Raw genomic sequence first — 18,182 nt, forward strand, 5'->3', positions numbered from 1 at the left:
GCGCTGATGAAGATTCAGAACATCCAAGTCTACACCCATGACTCGATTGGCTTGGGTGAAGATGGCCCAACCCATCAACCGGTTGAGCAAGTGGCTTCACTGCGTTTGACACCAAACATGAGCACATGGCGTCCGTGTGACCAAGTGGAATCAGCCGTCGCATGGAAGTTGGCGATTGAGCGTAAAGATGGCCCATCAGCGCTGATTTTCTCTCGTCAAAACCTAGCGCAGCAACCACGCAGTGAAACGCAAGTTGCGGATATCGCGAAAGGTGGTTACATCCTAAAAGAGTGCGCGGGTCAGCCTGAGCTTATCCTGATTGCCACTGGCTCTGAAGTTGAACTGGCGGTAAAAGCTGCAGAGCAACTTACAGCTGAAGGTAAGAAAGTGCGCGTAGTTTCGATGCCATCGACCGATGCGTTTGATAAACAAGACGCAGCCTACCGCGAAGCCGTACTACCAGCAGCCGTGACTAAGCGTATCGCTATTGAAGCAGGTATCGCGGATTTCTGGTACAAGTACGTTGGTTTTGGCGGCAAGATCATCGGTATGACTACCTTTGGTGAGTCAGCACCGGCGGATCAACTGTTCAAAATGTTCGGCTTTACGACTGAAAACGTGGTGAAACAAGCACAAGAACTGCTTGCTTAAGTCTTCTTATTTTTAATGCAAAAGCCCAGCGAGTCATTCGCTGGGCTTTTTTGATCTTGATGTTTATGGTGCTTTCCATTCCTCAGGACAGGCTTGACGTAGCGCGTCGATAAACAGACGCAGTTTGAGCGGATGTCTGCCTGCTGGATAATGACAACTAATTTCAGTGGGTGGCGACAACCATTCTGGCAAACATGCTTGCACACTGTTTGGGTGCGCTTGTTCAAAGCCTTTGGCAAACCATGTCGGCAGTAAGCCGATGCCTCTTCCTTTGGCTATCGCATCCGCTTGCATAGCTAAATTATCACTCTGCAAGCGGCTTGTGAGCGCAGGTAAAAGATAGCTGCCGTGAATAGGATGGATGAGAGCCAAAGCTTCTTGGCGAAAAGCGATAAAATCAATCCAAGGATGTTTGACTAGATCTTGTGGATGCTCTGGCATGTCGTTATTGGCAAGATAGTGTGGCGACGCATAAGGTGAATATTGCCAATGGCCGAGCAATTCACGTCTCCAGCCTTGTTGAGCAAACGGGCCAATCCAAATCAGTAAATCAGGCTCAAGATGCGACTCTTCTGCCACATATTGGCTGTAGAGTCGAATGTTGATTTCGGTGTGGGTTTGCATGAACTCATCCAATACGTTGCTCAACCAGCCACGAATTAAGTTCGGATGAACCACCAAGGTCATTTCACCGCTGATTTGGTTATTAAACTCTTGCAGTGCTTCATGGCTTTTTTCTGCTAATTCAAGCAGTTGTTCTGTATAGACTGCAAAAACTTGCCCAGCTTTAGTCAAAGTTAGACGGTTGCCTTGCCGAGCAATTAAGGCTTGTCCGAGATCGTTTTCCAAAGACGCCAAACGTCGACTGAGGGTGGACTTAGGCTGTTCCAGCGCTTTCGCCGCCGCAGTCAGGCTTTTGTATTGACAGAGAGCATGGAAAGCTTTGATCGCACTGAAATCATGCATAAGTAAAATGGCCTTTTAATCTAATCATCACTGTGTTCCATATTCGGTATCGACCATTCCATCTGTCTATCTATCTCAATCATCAAAATTATGAATAATCCACTCCTGAAATTAATAATCATTATCATTTAAAGGAGTGGTACATGTCCAGACTCAATCCGCTGAATGTTGCAATTACTGCGGCGCTCGGGTTATTCACCTCATCACACGTTTTCGCTGAAGAAATTCAATCTTATGAGAAATTAGTGGTGACGGCGGCTGGTTTTGAACAAACACAAGCGCAGGCTCCAGCGAGTATCAGTGTGATTACACGAGAAGAGTTGCAATCACGTTATTATCGTGATGTAACCGATGCACTGCGCAGTGTGCCGGGCGTGTTGGTGACTGGAGGTGGTGATAAAACAGACATTAGCTTGCGCGGTATGAGTTCAAACTACACTTTGATGTTAGTCGATGGTAAGCGTCAATCTTCACGTCAAACTCGACCAAATAGTGATGGCCCAGGTATTGAGCAGGGATGGATGCCACCACTGCAAGCCATTGAACGAATTGAAGTGATTCGTGGCCCAATGTCGACTTTGTATGGCTCAGATGCCATTGGTGGTGTGATCAACATCATCACACGAAAAGATAATCAAGAGTGGTCAGGCAGTGTTCAGTTGGATACGGTTTTCCAAGAAAATCGCGATTCTGGCGATCAGAACAGCGTCAACTTCTTCCTGACAGGGCCACTGGCCGACAATCTTTCTCTGCAAGTTTATGGACAGAGTACCGAACGCGATGAAGATAAGATTGAACGTGGCTACCAAGACAAAAGCTTAAAAAGTTTAACTTCAAAGTTGAACTACCAACTTAATGAGCAGCATGATCTGACTTTTGAAGTGGGCACTTCCGCACAAGATCGCCGAGGCAATGTAGGGTTATCCGTGCCAACGACAGGTTGTAAAGGTGGGTGCGAAGACAGCTTAAACGAATACCGTAGAACCTATATTTCCCTTTCTCACCAAGGGGATTGGGGCGACTATGGTGTGTCGGATACTTATGTCCAACGTGAAGTAAGTAACAATAAAAGCCGTGAGATGGAGATCATCAATACGGTGGCTAAATCAAGCTTAGTGGTGCCATTGACTAACAATACGGCAACCGTAGGCATTGAGGCTTCACATTCAAAGTTAGAAGATTTTACCTCAAATAAAGCCTCTGATTTAACTCAGATTGAAAGCACTCAATGGGCGGCGTTTGTTGAAGACGAGTGGCGCATGACCGAGTCGTTTAACCTAACCTTAGGTGGCCGTGTTGACCACGATGAAAATTATGGTTCTCATTTTAGCCCAAGAGCGTATGGCGTGTGGACCATCAATCCAGCGTGGATTCTGAAAGGTGGCGTGGCAACGGGTTTCCGTTCACCGCAGCTCAGAGAAGTCACGCCAAATTGGGCGCAGGTGAGTGGTGGCGGTAATATCTACGGCAACCCAGATTTAAAACCCGAAACTTCAATCAACAAAGAGTTGGGGTTGATGTACCAAAATGGAGCGGGTCTTAACGCGAGTTTGACTTTCTTCCATAATGATTTTAAAGACAAAATTACCCGTGTTGTGTGCCCCAACTACATTTGTACTGCAGGTCCGAACGAGTGGGGCTCTGATCCCACTTATCGAGTGAACGTTGATGAAGCGTACACGCGTGGGGTCGAAAGTACGCTCGGTTTACCTATCACAGAAACGGTTTATTTCAACGCGAGCTATACCTTTACTGACTCAGAGCAAAAAACCGGAAAATATCAAGGTATGCCACTTGAGCAACAACCTGAACATCGCTTCAGCGCTGATATTGATTGGCAAGCGACTGACAACTTGAGCAGTTGGTTGAAGCTGACTTATCGTGGAAAAGAGAGCAACCCAGTCACTGGCCCTTCTCGTAGCAGCTTGATTGAGCCAGCTTATCAGTTCATCGATACTGGCATCACTTACGCGCTTTCTTCTCAAGTAAGCTTGAAAGGTGCGATTTACAATCTACTCGATGAAGAAATTTCATACCAAGAATATGGCTATGTAGAAGATGGACGTCGTTATTGGTTAGGTATTGACGTTAATTTTTAAACCATCAATACCGCAAATGAAATGGCTCCCGTTTGGTGAGCCATTTTTTATGGACATCTTTCTTGTCGTAGCCGCTGTTGCTTGTACCTTGAGTCCGTTTAGAAACAGAATCTTTTGCGACAACTGATGGCTTGGGGTGTTGCTCTTGGTCGCTATCGGTTACTATCTGTACCACGAAAAAAGTTAAGACGATGGAATGATGCTTAAAGTCGCGATCAATGGTTTTGGGCGTATCGGGCGTAACGTGCTGCGTGCGATATATGAAAGTGGAAAAAGTCAGCAGATAAAGGTGGTGGCGGTGAATGAGCTGGCGCTACCTGATGCCATGGCGCACCTACTACAATACGACACCACTCATGGTCGATTTGGTAAAAAGATCACCAATGATCAAGAGCATATCTATGTTCATCATGGGCTAGATGAGCATGACTCGATTCGAATTTTGCACCTTAGTGAAATCAAACTTCTGCCATGGCGCGATTTAGGCGTTGATATTGTGCTCGACTGCACGGGTGTGTATGGCTCAAAAGCCGATGGTTTGGAGCACATTGAGGCAGGCGCAAAGAAGGTACTCTTTTCACATCCCGGCTCACATGATCTCGATAATACGATCATTTATGGGGTCAACCATGAGACGCTAACCGCAGAACATCGCATTGTGTCGAACGGATCCTGTACCACCAACTGCATTGTACCGATTATTAAAGTGCTTGATGAAGCGTTTGGTATCGATTCAGGAACCATTACCACTATTCACTCGTCAATGAATGATCAACAAGTGATCGATGCCTACCACACCGATTTGCGTCGAACACGTTCCGCCAGCCAATCCATCATTCCAGTAGACACTAAGTTGCACAAGGGAATTGAAAGGATCTTTCCGAAATTTTCTAACAAATTTGAAGCGATTTCGGTGCGTGTACCGACAGTAAATGTGACCGCGATGGATTTAAGTGTCACAATTAAATCAAATGTGAAAGTTAATGACGTAAATCAAACCATTGTGAACGCATCTCAGTGTACATTACGTGGCATTGTTGACTATACTGAAGCTCCGCTTGTTTCCATCGATTTTAACCACGATCCCCATAGTGCGATTGTTGATGGTTCACAAACAAGAGTGAGCAACGGGCAGCTTGTTAAAATGCTCGTTTGGTGTGATAACGAATGGGGCTTTGCGAATCGCATGCTGGATACGGCACTCGCAATGCAAGCATCCGAGTAGTAGCAGGATGATGGAGATTTATTTATTTTCAGGCTTGAAATAAATAACTCAAATCTACATATCGATAACCAGTTTGAAGAATTTATAGGCTCGGCAAGGTTGCCGGGTTTCCAAAAACTTTATTTATTAATATTTGAGAGGACAAACCATGTCTGTAATCAAGATGACCGACCTGGACCTAGCAGGTAAACGCGTATTTATCCGTGCTGACCTAAACGTACCAGTGAAAGATGGCAAAGTAACTTCTGATGCACGTATTCTTGCATCGCTACCAACAATTCAGCACTGCCTAGCGGCGGGCGCTAAAGTGATGGTTACTTCTCACCTAGGTCGTCCAACTGAAGGCGAATACGCGGAAGAGTTCTCTCTACTACCAGTGGTTAATTACCTAAACGACGCGCTAGATTGCGAAGTAAAACTGGCAAAAGATTACCTAGATGGCCTAGAGCTAAACGCAGGTGAGCTTGTTGTTCTAGAAAACGTTCGCTTTAACAAAGGCGAGAAAAAGAACGAAGAAGAACTATCTAAAAAGTACGCCGCTCTTTGCGACGTATTTGTGATGGATGCATTTGGTACAGCTCACCGTGCACAAGCCTCAACTCACGGCATTGGTATGCAAGCACCTATCGCTTGTGCTGGTCCACTATTGGCAGCAGAACTTGAAGCACTAGGCAAAGCCATGGATAACCCAGAGCGTCCATTAGTGGCTATCGTTGGTGGCTCAAAAGTGTCTACTAAACTAACGGTTCTAGAATCGCTATCTAAAATTGCTGACCAACTGGTTGTTGGCGGTGGTATTGCTAACACTTTCATCGCAGCAGCAGGCCACAACGTAGGTAAGTCTCTATATGAAGCAGACTTGCTTGAAACGGCTAAAAAGTTGATGAAAGAGTGTTCTATTCCAGTAGCAACAGATGTTGCTTGTGCAAAAGCCTTTGATGAAAACGCAGCAGCGGAAATCAAAAACGTGGCGGATGTTCAAGATGACGATATGATTTTCGACCTAGGTCCAGACTCAACCGCACAACTGGCTGAAATCATCGCTAACGCAAAAACGATTTTGTGGAATGGCCCTGTCGGCGTATTTGAATTCAAAAATTTCGAAGCCGGTACTAAAGGTATCTCTGAAGCGATCGCCAAATCTGCAGGTTTCTCAGTGGCTGGTGGTGGTGACACACTAGCGGCAATCGACAAGTTCGGTATCAAAGCCGACGTATCTTACATCTCTACTGGCGGCGGTGCATTCCTTGAGTTTGTTGAAGGTAAAGTACTACCAGCGGTTGAAATGCTAGAAGCACGCGCGAAAGCTTAATGACTAATGAAAGCGGGAGTGATTCCCGCTTTCTTGTTTGCTGCACGTGTGTTTTTATTCTGATAGAATGACGCCAGTTGTGAGCAAACGTTTGCAAGAATTTAAACTTAACTGTTTTATTTTTAAAACGATAGAAAAAATAGGATCAAATCCATGTCTAAGATCTTCGATTTCGTAAAACCAGGCGTAATTTCTGGCGATGACGTACAGAAAGTATTTGAAGTTGCAAAACAAAATAACTTTGCTCTTCCTGCAGTAAACGTAGTAAACACTGACTCAATCAATGCGGTTCTTGAAGCTGCATCTAAAGTGAAAGCGCCAGTGGTTGTTCAGTTCTCTAACGGTGGCGCGGCTTTCTTTGCTGGTAAAGGCGTTAAACTTGCTGGTCAAGGTGCACAAATCCTAGGTGCGGTTGCTGGCGCGAAATATGTTCACGCTGTAGCAGAAACTTACGGTGTGCCTGTTATTCTTCACACTGACCACGCTGCGAAGAAACTGCTTCCTTGGATCGACGGTCTACTAGACGCAGGCGAAGAGTTCTTCGCTCAAACTGGTAAGCCTCTATTCTCTTCTCATATGCTAGACCTTTCTGAAGAGTCTCTAGAAGAGAACGTTGAAACTTGTGCGAAATACCTAGAGCGTATGGCTAAAATGGGTATGACTATCGAGATCGAACTAGGTTGTACTGGTGGCGAAGAAGACGGCGTTGACAACTCAGACATGGATTCATCTGAGCTGTACACTTCTCCTGAAGACGTAGCTTATGCTTACGAGAAATTGAGCGCAGTGAGCCACCGTTTCACTATCGCAGCTTCTTTTGGTAACGTACACGGTGTTTACCAAGCGGGTAACGTGGTACTGACTCCAACTATCCTACGTGATTCACAAGCGTATGTTTCTGAGAAATTTGGCCTTCCAGCGAACTCTCTAAACTTCGTATTCCACGGTGGTTCTGGTTCTTCTGAAGCCGAGATCAAAGAGTCAATCAGCTATGGTGTTATCAAAATGAACATCGATACTGATACTCAGTGGGCAACTTGGGACGGTATCCGTCAGTACGAAGCTGAAAACCATGATTACCTACAAGGTCAAATTGGTAACCCTACGGGTGAATCTGCGCCAAACAAGAAATACTACGATCCACGCGTATGGCTACGTGCTGGTCAAGCATCGATGGTTGCTCGTTTAGAGAAAGCCTTCGCTGACCTTAATGCGATCGACGTACTATAAGTTCATTTATCTGGACTAAGTGATGAACCCGCTCAATGAGCGGGTTTTTTTATGGCCGAGATTCAGACAAAATGACTGGCGGATTGTTAAAATATTGCTTAACCTCTAACAAGCTCATATCAATGCTTCCAAGTAACTATTTGTTTTGTCAGTGTTTACATAAAACTGACTTTGCAACATAACCAAAGTGAGATATTGTGCCAAAAAACTGACACTCTGCTGTCAGTCGTTTTTTGTCTTTGATGTTCAGTGGTAACAACAACATTCAAAATGATTTTATAAAGAGGAAATGCAATATGTCAGGTGAATCAATGGGCATCGAAGCTCCATTAGTCGATGGTTTAGCGCAAGCCAATACTTGGCTGACCAATAATTCAGATCTTTTGATACAATACGGCGTCAATATTATTTCCGCTATTCTGATCCTATTTATCGGTAACATTGTTGTTAAAGCTGTCGCTGGAAGTGTTGCCAAGGCTCTGAAAAAGAAAGACATGGACAAAGCAGTTGTTGAGTTTGTTCATGGTCTAGTCCGTTATACGCTATTTGTAGTGGTATTAATTGCCGCTTTAGGTCGCATTGGTGTGCAAACCGCTTCTGTTGTGGCCATTATCGGTGCGGCTGGATTGGCGGTTGGTTTAGCGCTACAAGGCTCCCTATCAAACTTTGCTGCGGGCGTGTTGATTGTGGCATTCCGCCCATTCAAATCCGGTGATTACGTGGAAGTGAGTGGTACTGCTGGATCGGTTGAATCGATTCAAATTTTTTCAACAGTACTGCGCACGCCTGACAATAAAATGGTGATTGTGCCTAATGGTTCGATCATCAGTGGCCCAATTGTTAACTATTCACGCCATGACACTCGTCGTATTGATTTGGTGATTGGTGTTTCTTATAAGTCCAATCTGCAAAAAACCAAGGAAGTGCTGGCTAAAGTAGTCGCGGCAGAGCCTCGTTTGTTGCAAGATCCTGCACCGACTATCGGTGTAATGGCCTTGGCCGATTCTTCAGTCAATTTTGTGGTTCGTCCTTGGGTGAAAACGACAGAGTATTGGGCTGTTTATTTTGATTTGTTACAAGCCATCAAAGAAGAGTTAGATAAAGAAGGTATTGAGATCCCATTCCCACAAATGGATGTTCATCTGAATAAAATGAATTAATTCATTTTCAATCAAGTGAAAAGGGCATGAAATGATTATTCAGTTCATGCCCTTTCTTTTTGTTGGTTATACACTTACACCAGATATTGAATTGCCAGCCCTTTTGCAAGGATAAAGGCGATGCTAAACATCATTGCAGCCACGGCCATGTCTATTCCTTTCTTCACGTTAGGCTTTGAGAGCGTCGGCCCCAGCTTCGCAGCACCAATTGATAAAGAATAAAACCATACAAAAGAGGCCATCATGGTTCCTAGCGCAAACGCGATGCGATCATGGCCTTCAAACTGACCACCAATCGATCCCAAAATCACAACCGTATCTAAGTATAAATGTGGGTTAAGCACAGTAACGGCTAACGCGCCCAAAATAACCGTTCGTTTACCACGTGCGATCACTTCGCCATCCGATTCATTAGTGCTTGTTGAAGTGAAGGCACTCCTTAAAGAAATAAATCCATAAAATGAGAGAAAAGCAACACCGCCTAAGGTAACCGAGGTCAGTAAGATTTCGTTACTTGAGAGTAGGGCACCGCCACCAAATATACCCAGAGAAATAAAAATCACATCCAGTAGACTACAGATGGTCGCCGTCGTTAAGTGGTGATTGCGCTTAATTCCTTGGTTTAGCACATAGGCATTTTGTGCACCAATAGGAATAATCATCGTTGCACCTAATCCAAAACCTTGTAGCAAAATCCACACATTCACAGCTCACCTCATCGTAATAATTCAATACAGTGAGCGCACAATAGCGAGAGTATAAAAATAAGTATAATTAATGATTTTAATATTATATTAGTAATACTAATAACCATAAAAAGGAGCCTAGGATGAGAGGGCTAGATTACAAATGGATTGAGGCATTAGATGCGGTACTGCAACAAGGAAGCTTTGAACGAGCCGCTGAAAATCTCTATATTTCACAATCGGCTATTTCTCAAAGAATCAAGCAACTAGAGAGATTTATCGCCCAACCGGTCCTGATTCGAGAGCAGCCACCAAGGCCAACGCTGGTGGGAAAAAAATTGCTAGGGTTGTATCGTAGGGTGTGTTTGCTTGAAAATGAACTGGTGCCTGAATTGATGAATGAGGAGAATACGCGGCCTGTTTCAATAGCTATTGCCACTAATGCGGACAGTTTGGCTACTTGGTTACTTCCTGCGTTATCGAATACGATGAAAACGCGGCAAGTTGAGTTGAACCTGACGGTTTTCGGTGAGTCACGTACGATCGAAAAAATTAAAAATGGCGAAGTAGCTGGCGCAATAAGCTTAGAATCGCAAGCCATTCCTGGTTGTCATGCTGACTACTTAGGCAGAATGGACTATGTGTGTGTTGCCAGCCCAGAGTTTTATCAGCGTTATTTCTCTCAAGGTGTGAACTTTCATACTTTAAAAAAAGCACCAGCGGTATCGTATGATCAGTATGATGATCTGCATAAAAAATATTTGCATGATCACTTCAATGTGCCAAGAGATGCCGTCATAAACCATACCGTGGGTAGTTCAGAAGCTTTTGTTAAATTAGCCCTATCCGGTGCGGCGTATTGTTTGATCCCCCGCTTACAGATAGCACAAGAGCTCGAAATAGGCACGCTTACCGACATTACACCAGGGTTCATTTTAACCAACCGTATTTATTGGCATCATTGGCAGTTAGAAACGGGAATATTACAGGAAATTTCTCAGGCCATCGTTCAATATGCTCGCCAAGTGTTGCCGCAATGACAAAAGTTCAACGTCAAAGTTGTGTCATTTCATAAGCTATTAACTGTGCTTATATAGAGTATCGCCTATGATGTATTCACCCATTTGAGTAAGGTAACTCCCATGAAATTAATGACAAGTGTAACGCTATTATCTGGATTGCTCAGTTTTGGTTCTATGGCGCAGGAAATGAATTTTCCTCATCTTTCAACGACAGGTTATGGTGAAGTCGTTGCGGCACCTGATATGGCTGAGTTTTCAGTTAAAGTGGTTGAATCGACGCTGACGGCGGAGCAGGCAAAAAGAGCGGTCGACAAAGTGGTAGAAGCATTTGTGGCGCGTTTGAAAGAATCCGGTGTGACTTCCCAACAAATATCGAGTTCAAATCTCTACCTTGCCCCTCAATATCACTACCCTAAGTCCGGCAAGCCTGAGTTAGTGGGTTATCAAGCAACAAGAAGTGTCACGGTTGAGGTTGAAGATTTAAGCCAGCTTAATCAATACCTTGATGTAGCGCTCGGTGAGGGCATTAACCAAGTCGACAATATTCAACTTAAAGTTCGGAATCAAGAGCAATACCAGCAACAAGCTCGGCTAGCGGCGATTCAAGATGCGAATATCAAAGCGCTATCATTGGCGGAAGGATTTAAGTTGAAATTAGGTGATGTGTGGCAGATAGACTACAACTCGCCCAGCGTGCAGCCGATTATGATGCGTGCCATGGCAATGGATGCAAAATCTGAATCTAATAGTTACCAAGACTCGACGCTTATTATTCGCGATAGGGTGGACGTAGTCTATCAATTAAACAACTAAGCCCTTACCTAAGCTACTGATTAATTAGTTAATTTAAAGTGGATAAAAACGAGCTTTTACTTCCATAAATTGATTGTATTATTAATCGGTAGCTTTTTGTTTTGTCTATTTTTTAAGATGCTATAATCCGCTCATCACTATTTAGGGTTAATATTTAGACAAGTCATGAGATACACAAAAATAATCAGCATCCTTCTCATCATTTGTTTCTTATTCAGCGCAATAGTGACTGGGTATTACTATCAGCGCTACCAAGAAGTGAAAGACAACGCAACGCAAAACACGGTAGCGGAGGCGTTTGATCAACTCAATGAAAGTGAGCGACAGTATCGGGGGTTGAAAGCTCAGGTCGGTTCCATTATTGATTTGCTTAGTCGAAGCCAAAGTTTGTATGAATTTATTTTTTCTCCTTCAGAGATAAACCGGCAGCATCTTGAAAATATATGGTCTTCTGTTGCTGAAAAGCAGACATGGTATAGTTCGATTACACTTTTGGATTTATCTGGGCATGAGCGACTCCGTATTGATCATTCTGCGGACAACCCTTTAGCCTCTAGTGCAAAAAATCTTCAAGACCTGTCACATCATGGCTATATTGCCTTTGCAGAAAACCTGTCAGAGGGAGAAGTGGGTGTATGGGGCATTGCATTGGCTAGTGCTCGAAGTGCTGCGGCTATACAGCCGATGCTATGTGTGATCACGCCAGTTACCGTATTAGGGGAACGAAAAGGCTATTTAGTCCTCAATGTTGATATTTGGTCACAATCCTCGCGTTTAAATCATGTCCGTGATCCACAATTAACTCCTGAGCTTATCGGCGATTCAGGTTTCTATTGGTCTTCCAACGATAAAACCAAATTATTTGGAGACTTATTACCGTCCAATCAATACGTGAATCTTGCACTTCTGCTACCGAAAACTTGGCAGCAGATGCAGACAACTCCTTCTGGCTATGTATTCGAAAATGGCAAGGTTACGGTTTATAAAACCCTTAAATTTGCTTCACTGAAACCTGTTTTTTTGATGATTCAACTCACCGATGAGCAACTAGAGCATCGAGCGAAGCGTGACGTCAACGATTTAATCAAAGAAGCTTTTTTTGTCTTCTTCGTTATACTCATTTTTGCGCTTCCCATGGTTTCCATGGCGTTGCATTACCATCATCGAAGTATTGAAAGCAAACTGGCAAGAGCGGCCTTGAATGGTATGTCTGCAGTGATGATCTCAGACAGAAAGCACAAAGTGATGATGGTTAATGGCGAATTTGAAAAGATTACAGGTTTGACTATTGACGAGATAAAAGGCAGTAACGCATTAAAGTTACTGCTCAGTCCAAATGGTATGGAGTTTATGCTCGAGGTGCTTGAAGAGGTATCGCAGCAACATTTCTGGGAAGGTGAAGTAGAAATGGTCAATACACAAGGTGAGACTCTAACCGCCATCATGAGAATTCAAGCGATTAAAGAGGCGACTAAAGTCAGTTATTACATCACCTCTTTAGTCGATATTACTCAGTACAAAGTCTTAGAAAACCGATTGCGAGAATTGAGTGAAAAAGATGCGTTAACTCAGCTATGGAATCGGCGTAAATTTGAAGCAGAATTGCAGCATCATACGCACATCATTCAACGTTATCCCGAAAGCCATCATGTTTGCCTCGTCTTAATTGATATTGATTACTTTAAACGAGTGAATGATGAACAAGGACATGATGAAGGTGATCGCGTCATTATTAAAGTTGGTGAGATTTTGAGCCAAACATTGCGTGCCACGGATTTTCTGGCACGTATTGGTGGTGAAGAGTTTGCGATTATTATGCCGCACACTTCTGTCGAAGAGGCGGAGATTGTCTTGAACCGCTTACGAGTCGCAGTAGAGGTAGAGCAAAGTCTTACCGTGACCATCAGCGCTGGTTTTACTGACTTAACCGCAGATGGTAAACGCTCGTATAAATGTGCTGACATTGCTTTATATGAGGCGAAAACCTTAGGACGAAATCGAATTTCACTGTGTAAAAGCAGTGATGATCTTGCTTAAGGCATACCACAAAGAGTGATGGGTTTGGCAAGTAAAACGTAAGCTAGAAACAGAAAAATCGGGGCAAGCCCCGATTTTTCTGTTTCTAGCTTACGTTTCTATTATAGAACGTGAACAGAAGCTGTGTTGGTTGTACCTGAGGCAACAAGTGCACCAGAAACCATCACTACGATGTCACCCTTCTTGCCTAGACCAGAAGCCAGTGCAATCTCTTTACCATTGATGTAGAACGCATCAGTGCTGTCGATAGTATCAACAACAACCGGTGTTACACCTTTAGTCAGAACAAGTTGAGCGGCCGTTTTCTTGTTAGTGGTTACGGCAATGATGTTCGCAGTTGGGAAGTACTTACGCACTGAACGAGCTGATTTACCCGCTTCAGTTGCGACCACGATAAGTGGAGCCGCCAATTTCTCAGCTGTATCTACCGCACCTTTACATACGGCTTCAGTAATGCGTAGGCGTGGGCTGTCTAAACGAGAACCCAACTCAGCTTGTAGAACGCGGTCTGTACGAGCACAGATTTGCGCCATGATAGTGACCGCTTCAACAGGGTATTTACCTTTTGCTGTTTCGCCAGAAAGCATCACTGCATCTGTACCATCCATTACCGCGTTGGCTACGTCGCCAGCTTCTGCGCGAGTTGGACGTGGGTTCTTGATCATTGAATCAAGCATTTGAGTTGCTGTGATAACCACTTTACGTGCGCGGTTACATTTTTCGATCATCATCTTCTGTGCAAAGATAACTTCTTCAGCAGGGATCTCAACACCTAGGTCGCCACGAGCAACCATGATACCGTCAGAAAGCTCAAGAATTTCGTCGAAGTTATCAACGCCTTCTTGGTTTTCAATTTTAGAGATGATTTGGATATCTGCGCCACCGTTTGCTGTTAGCAGTTCGCGGATTTCACGTACGTCGTCAGCTTTACGAATGAAAGAAGCAGCAACAAAATCAACGCCTTGCTCACAACCAAATTTAAGGTCTGCTTTATCTTTTTCAGAAAGAGCTGGAAGGTTCACTGAAACGTTAGGAAGGTTAACACCTTTGTTTTCACCTAGCGCGCCGTTGTTCAGCACTTTACATTTCACTTCAGTTTCTGTGGTTGCAATCACTTCCATTTCAATCAGGCCGTCATCAACCAAAATTTTGTTACCTACAGTAAGGTCTTTAGCAAAACCTAAGTAAGTCACGGCAACTTTATCTTTGTTACCTACAACGGTTGCATCAGTAGTGAAAGTGAAATCCTGGCCAGCCACGAGATCAACGTCATCACCATTTTCTAGTTTGATGGTACGGATTTCAGGACCTTTAGTGTCTAAAAGGATCGCAAGCTGTTTACCAGTGTTTTCCATTACTTTACGGAAGTTCGCAATACGAGTGCCGTGTTCTACGAAGTCACCGTGAGAGAAGTTCAAACGCATAACGTTCATGCCAGCATTCACTAGCTCAGTAAGCTTCTCTACAGATTCAGTTTTAGGGCCAATCGTACATACGATTTTGGTCTTTTTCATGGAAGGTTCTCTCCGGTAAATATGATTACAATTTGAAGTTGGTTGAGTGTTCTAGCGTCATCACAAGCGGCAATTTTTCTTATCTATTACCCAACAATATTGATGTGATTTTGTGACATTAGAGCTGAAAGTCTTTCAACAGTTTAGTCATTTTATGACCAAGCATTGTCGATTTTATAGCGTTATTTTGCCACTTATTGAGTTTAAATCGGTTAAGTTGCAAAAGAATAACAGTCAATTCTGTAATTTTTTTTCTTTTCGGCGCGAATTCTACCACCTAATGAGTTCAATATCACTGCCTAAGAATTGTCTTAGGACAAGGTTTTAGCGTGAATTATTAATTTTTTAGATCGAAATAAATAGACAATAAAGTTTCGATTCGATTAACATTGCTTTTGATTCGTAATCTTGAAGAAAAATATAAATGTCGAAACGAAATACACAACTGAGAAGACACACCATCGCTAACCTTGTGAATGAACAGGGTGAGGTCAGTGTTGATGCACTCTCTGCTCAGTTTGAAACCTCAGAGGTGACGATTAGAAAGGATTTGGCCTCTTTAGAGAAAAACGGTCAACTCTTACGCCGTTACGGTGGTGCGATTGCACTGCCTAAAGAGGTGGTCAATGATGAGTTTAATCCTAAAGTTTCGAATCGAAAGATAAAGCTGGCTAAAGCGGCGGCTAAGTTAATTCGAGACCACAATCGCATCGTTATTGACTGTGGTAGTACTACGGCAGCATTAATTCAGCAACTGAATGATAAACGCGGTTTGGTTGTGATGACCAACTCATTGCACGTAGCGAACGCCCTTAATGAACTAGAAAGTGAACCGACACTATTAATGACGGGCGGTACTTGGGATACCCATTCCGAGTCCTTTCAGGGCAAAGTGGCTGAATCGGTACTGCGTTCTTACGATTTTGACCAACTGTTTATTGGCGCTGACGGTATTGATCTTGAACGTGGCACCACCACCTTCAATGAACTGATTGGCCTGAGCAAAGTGATGGCCGAAGTCTCACGAGAAGTGATCGTGATGATCGAATCAGACAAAGTTGGCCGAAAAATTCCCAATCTTGAGCTCGCTTGGGAGCATATCGACGTGTTAGTGACCGATAACGATCTAACCGTTCAAGATGCCGCATTGATTGAATCGCACCAAGTGCGAGTGATCCGAGCTTAATTAACCCCTATTCAACCATTCCTAAATAAAGGCCTTCGCTTGCGGCTTTAGGGATGAAGCATAAATCTAAAATGGAGTAAAAACCTTATGTGTGGAATTGTCGGTGCAGTAGCACAACGAGATGTGGCTGAAATTTTAGTGGAAGGACTACGCCGCTTGGAATACCGCGGCTATGATTCAGCCGGTGTTGCTGTGGTGGATAGTGCGAGTCAATTAACGCGCGTTCGTCGTTTAGGCAAAGTGCAAGAGCTAGCCGATGCAGTCGAAAAACAACATGTTGCCGGAGGCACAGGCATTGCGCACACGCGCTGGGCGACACACGGTGAACCTTCCGAAATTAATGCTCACCCACACATGTCGGGCGATATTGCGGTTGTGCATAACGGCATTATCGAAAACCATGAAACGCTACGTGATGTTCTGCGTGAACGCGGCTACCTTTTTGAATCGCAAACCGATACTGAAGTGATTGCTCACCTTGTTGAGTGGGAATTGCGCACGGCCAGTTCGCTGCTTGAAGCGGTGCAAAAAACCGTTAAACAGCTCGATGGTGCTTACGGTACTGTGGTACTTGATCGCAAAGATCCAAGCCGTGTTGTGGTTGCTCGTTCCGGTAGCCCGATCGTGATCGGTTTCGGTGTTGGTGAGAATTTCTTAGCTTCAGACCAATTAGCTTTGCTGAATGTTACACGCCGCTTTATGTATCTTGAAGAGGGTGATGTCGCGGAAGTTACGCGCCGCGATGTGACTGTTTTTGCTGCAAACGGCGAACAAGTGACGCGTGAAATTAGCGAATCTAACGCAGAGCATGACGCTGGCGATAAAGGTAAATATCGTCATTTCATGCAAAAAGAGATCTTTGAACAGCCAACGGCATTGATTAACACCATGGAAGGCCGTATCACCAAAGACAGCGTAGTGACAGAAAGCATTGGCGTGAACGCTGCCGAAATTCTTAGCCAAGTGGAACACGTACAAATCGTCGCTTGCGGAACATCGTACAACGCAGGCATGACAGCGCGTTACTGGTTTGAAGCATTGGCAGGCGTGAGTTGCGATGTGGAAATTGCCTCTGAATTCCGCTATCGCAAATTTGTCACTCGTCCAAATAGCTTGTTGATCACGCTTTCTCAATCCGGTGAAACGGCAGATACCTTAGCCGCTTTGCGCTTGGCGAAAGAAAAAGGCTACATGGCCGCGATGACTATTTGTAACGTGGCGGGTTCTTCACTGGTTCGTGAATCTGACTTTGCATTCATGACTCGCGCCGGAACAGAGATTGGTGTGGCGTCAACCAAAGCCTTCACTACTCAGCTTGCAACCTTGTTAATGTTAGTGACCGCTCTTGGTAAACAAAAGCAGTGCATTAATAAAGAAAAAGAGGCTGAAATTGTCGAAGCGCTGCATGCACTGCCTGCGCAAATTAATGCCGCTCTTGCCTATGAAAAGCAGATCGAAGCACTGGCTGAAGATTTCGCAGATAAACACCACACCCTATTCTTAGGCCGTGGTGAGTTTTATCCTATCGCGCTTGAAGCATCATTAAAGCTGAAGGAAATCTCTTACATTCATGCTGAAGCATACGCGGCGGGCGAATTAAAGCACGGCCCATTAGCACTGATTGATGCTGATATGCCCGTTGTCGTGGTTGCGCCAAATAACGAGCTGTTAGAGAAGCTAAAATCGAACATTGAAGAAGTGCGTGCTCGTGGCGGTTTGCTGTATGTGTTTGCCGATCAAGACGCTGGCTTTGCGGCTGATGAAACAATGAAAATCATCACCATGCCACACGTGAGTGAAATTACCGCGCCGATCTACTACACCATTCCAATGCAGCTTCTTTCTTACTATGTTGCTTTGATCAAAGGTACGGATGTCGACCAACCTCGTAACCTTGCCAAAGCGGTCACAGTTGAGTGATACAAGGTGGTTAGAGCACATATTGTCGGAAGACAATATAGTTTGATCGTTTTTCTTTGCTCAAACACTTGGACGAGGTGATGAAAAACAAACACGCTTTTGCCACTTAATGCTTTAAAGTAGAAGCTCATAACGCTTTTGTTCCTCCCCCTTTTAGGGGGAGGGAATCAGTTTTGTGAGCGTTGGGAGTAAGCCATTTATGATAATGGATGCAGTTTGCTAAAACAGTTTTTGTCCCATTACGAGTTTGCGTAACAAAATGATGCTCTTCCTTCGCAGAATATTGTCCGATTCATGCCTAATGACTGACCATTCCAAACTGATGCGTACTTTCTAATAATGTCGTTAGTCATACCGCGTA

Annotated in this window: 14 protein-coding genes; 11 read left to right on the forward strand and 3 right to left on the reverse strand. The window is 44.1% G+C overall.

Annotated elements, in window-relative coordinates:
• On the forward strand, positions 1 to 651 hold a 651-nt coding region (locus tag AACR75_RS18055), incomplete at its 5' end, for a transketolase-like TK C-terminal-containing protein (protein ID WP_047688183.1).
• 63 nt (positions 652 to 714) lie between these two features.
• Here AACR75_RS18055 and AACR75_RS18060 read toward each other — a convergent pair.
• Entirely contained in the window at positions 715 to 1,617 is a 903-nt protein-coding gene (locus AACR75_RS18060; protein WP_019282284.1) for a LysR family transcriptional regulator, read from the reverse strand.
• A gap of 143 nt (positions 1,618 to 1,760) precedes the next feature.
• Between AACR75_RS18060 and AACR75_RS18065 the strand changes: the two genes are divergently transcribed.
• The 5 genes from AACR75_RS18065 (at position 1,761) to mscS (ending at position 8,643) form a co-directional block, all read left to right on the forward strand.
• Positions 1,761 to 3,716, forward strand: coding sequence for a ligand-gated channel protein (locus tag AACR75_RS18065; RefSeq protein WP_047688185.1), 1,956 nt, complete (start codon positions 1,761 to 1,763; stop codon positions 3,714 to 3,716).
• Positions 3,717 to 3,915: 199 nt separating this feature from the next.
• The gene (gene epd, locus AACR75_RS18070; protein WP_047688187.1) at positions 3,916 to 4,941 is read left to right on the forward strand and encodes an erythrose-4-phosphate dehydrogenase; all 1,026 of its coding nucleotides are present in this window, start codon (positions 3,916 to 3,918) and stop codon (positions 4,939 to 4,941) included.
• Between the two features lie 148 nt (positions 4,942 to 5,089).
• Positions 5,090 to 6,253: a phosphoglycerate kinase gene (locus tag AACR75_RS18075; protein WP_047688188.1), complete on the forward strand. Its 1,164-nt coding sequence runs from the start codon at positions 5,090 to 5,092 to the stop codon at positions 6,251 to 6,253.
• 153 nt (positions 6,254 to 6,406) lie between these two features.
• Positions 6,407 to 7,483, forward strand: coding sequence for a class II fructose-bisphosphate aldolase (gene fbaA, locus AACR75_RS18080; RefSeq protein WP_013857804.1), 1,077 nt, complete (start codon positions 6,407 to 6,409; stop codon positions 7,481 to 7,483).
• Between the two features lie 233 nt (positions 7,484 to 7,716).
• On the forward strand, positions 7,717 to 8,643 hold the full coding sequence (gene mscS / locus AACR75_RS18085) for a small-conductance mechanosensitive channel MscS (RefSeq protein ID WP_047688190.1): 927 nt from the start codon (positions 7,717 to 7,719) through the stop codon (positions 8,641 to 8,643).
• A 74-nt stretch (positions 8,644 to 8,717) separates the two neighbouring features.
• On the opposite strand, the gene AACR75_RS18090 is transcribed toward mscS, so the two are convergent.
• A complete protein-coding gene (locus tag AACR75_RS18090) occupies positions 8,718 to 9,350 on the reverse strand; it encodes a LysE/ArgO family amino acid transporter (RefSeq protein ID WP_017047512.1) in 633 nt (210 codons plus the stop codon).
• Between the two features lie 122 nt (positions 9,351 to 9,472).
• Between AACR75_RS18090 and AACR75_RS18095 the strand changes: the two genes are divergently transcribed.
• The 3 genes from AACR75_RS18095 to AACR75_RS18105 all read left to right on the forward strand — a co-directional run bounded on the left by AACR75_RS18095 (position 9,473) and on the right by AACR75_RS18105 (position 13,201).
• The gene (locus tag AACR75_RS18095; protein ID WP_017045436.1) at positions 9,473 to 10,369 is read left to right on the forward strand and encodes a LysR family transcriptional regulator ArgP; all 897 of its coding nucleotides are present in this window, start codon (positions 9,473 to 9,475) and stop codon (positions 10,367 to 10,369) included.
• A 102-nt stretch (positions 10,370 to 10,471) separates the two neighbouring features.
• A complete protein-coding gene (locus tag AACR75_RS18100; RefSeq protein WP_047688193.1) occupies positions 10,472 to 11,164 on the forward strand; it encodes an oxidative stress defense protein in 693 nt (230 codons plus the stop codon).
• A 165-nt stretch (positions 11,165 to 11,329) separates the two neighbouring features.
• Positions 11,330 to 13,201, forward strand: coding sequence for a sensor domain-containing diguanylate cyclase (locus tag AACR75_RS18105; protein WP_017049515.1), 1,872 nt, complete (start codon positions 11,330 to 11,332; stop codon positions 13,199 to 13,201).
• A 101-nt stretch (positions 13,202 to 13,302) separates the two neighbouring features.
• Here AACR75_RS18105 and pykF read toward each other — a convergent pair whose 3' ends face one another.
• Positions 13,303 to 14,715 (reverse strand): pyruvate kinase PykF, encoded by a 1,413-nt coding sequence (gene pykF, locus AACR75_RS18110; protein ID WP_026027602.1) that lies wholly within the window; start codon positions 14,713 to 14,715, stop codon positions 13,303 to 13,305.
• Between the two features lie 424 nt (positions 14,716 to 15,139).
• Here pykF and AACR75_RS18115 point away from each other — a divergent pair, with 424 nt between their 5' ends.
• Both AACR75_RS18115 and glmS read left to right on the forward strand, forming a co-directional pair.
• On the forward strand, positions 15,140 to 15,901 hold the full coding sequence (locus AACR75_RS18115; RefSeq protein WP_013857797.1) for a DeoR/GlpR family DNA-binding transcription regulator: 762 nt from the start codon (positions 15,140 to 15,142) through the stop codon (positions 15,899 to 15,901).
• An 87-nt stretch (positions 15,902 to 15,988) separates the two neighbouring features.
• Positions 15,989 to 17,821: a glutamine--fructose-6-phosphate transaminase (isomerizing) gene (gene glmS / locus AACR75_RS18120; RefSeq protein ID WP_013857796.1), complete on the forward strand. Its 1,833-nt coding sequence runs from the start codon at positions 15,989 to 15,991 to the stop codon at positions 17,819 to 17,821.
• Positions 17,822 to 18,182 lie beyond the last annotated feature (361 nt).

It is taken from the genome of Vibrio sp. ZOR0018, assembly GCF_963865925.1.
Taxonomy (GTDB): domain Bacteria; phylum Pseudomonadota; class Gammaproteobacteria; order Enterobacterales; family Vibrionaceae; genus Vibrio; species Vibrio anguillarum.

Coding starts and splice junctions, on each gene's coding strand:
- fbaA (WP_013857804.1), top strand. CDS start 6,407: ATGTCTAAGATCTTCGATTTCGTAAAACCAGGCGTAATTTCTGGCGAT.
- AACR75_RS18100 (WP_047688193.1), top strand. CDS start 10,472: ATGAAATTAATGACAAGTGTAACGCTATTATCTGGATTGCTCAGTTTT.
- AACR75_RS18065 (WP_047688185.1), top strand. CDS start 1,761: ATGTCCAGACTCAATCCGCTGAATGTTGCAATTACTGCGGCGCTCGGG.
- AACR75_RS18060 (WP_019282284.1), bottom strand. CDS start 1,617: ATGCATGATTTCAGTGCGATCAAAGCTTTCCATGCTCTCTGTCAATAC.
- AACR75_RS18095 (WP_017045436.1), top strand. CDS start 9,473: ATGAGAGGGCTAGATTACAAATGGATTGAGGCATTAGATGCGGTACTG.
- glmS (WP_013857796.1), top strand. CDS start 15,989: ATGTGTGGAATTGTCGGTGCAGTAGCACAACGAGATGTGGCTGAAATT.
- AACR75_RS18105 (WP_017049515.1), top strand. CDS start 11,330: ATGAGATACACAAAAATAATCAGCATCCTTCTCATCATTTGTTTCTTA.
- AACR75_RS18075 (WP_047688188.1), top strand. CDS start 5,090: ATGTCTGTAATCAAGATGACCGACCTGGACCTAGCAGGTAAACGCGTA.
- pykF (WP_026027602.1), bottom strand. CDS start 14,715: ATGAAAAAGACCAAAATCGTATGTACGATTGGCCCTAAAACTGAATCT.
- AACR75_RS18115 (WP_013857797.1), top strand. CDS start 15,140: ATGTCGAAACGAAATACACAACTGAGAAGACACACCATCGCTAACCTT.
- epd (WP_047688187.1), top strand. CDS start 3,916: ATGCTTAAAGTCGCGATCAATGGTTTTGGGCGTATCGGGCGTAACGTG.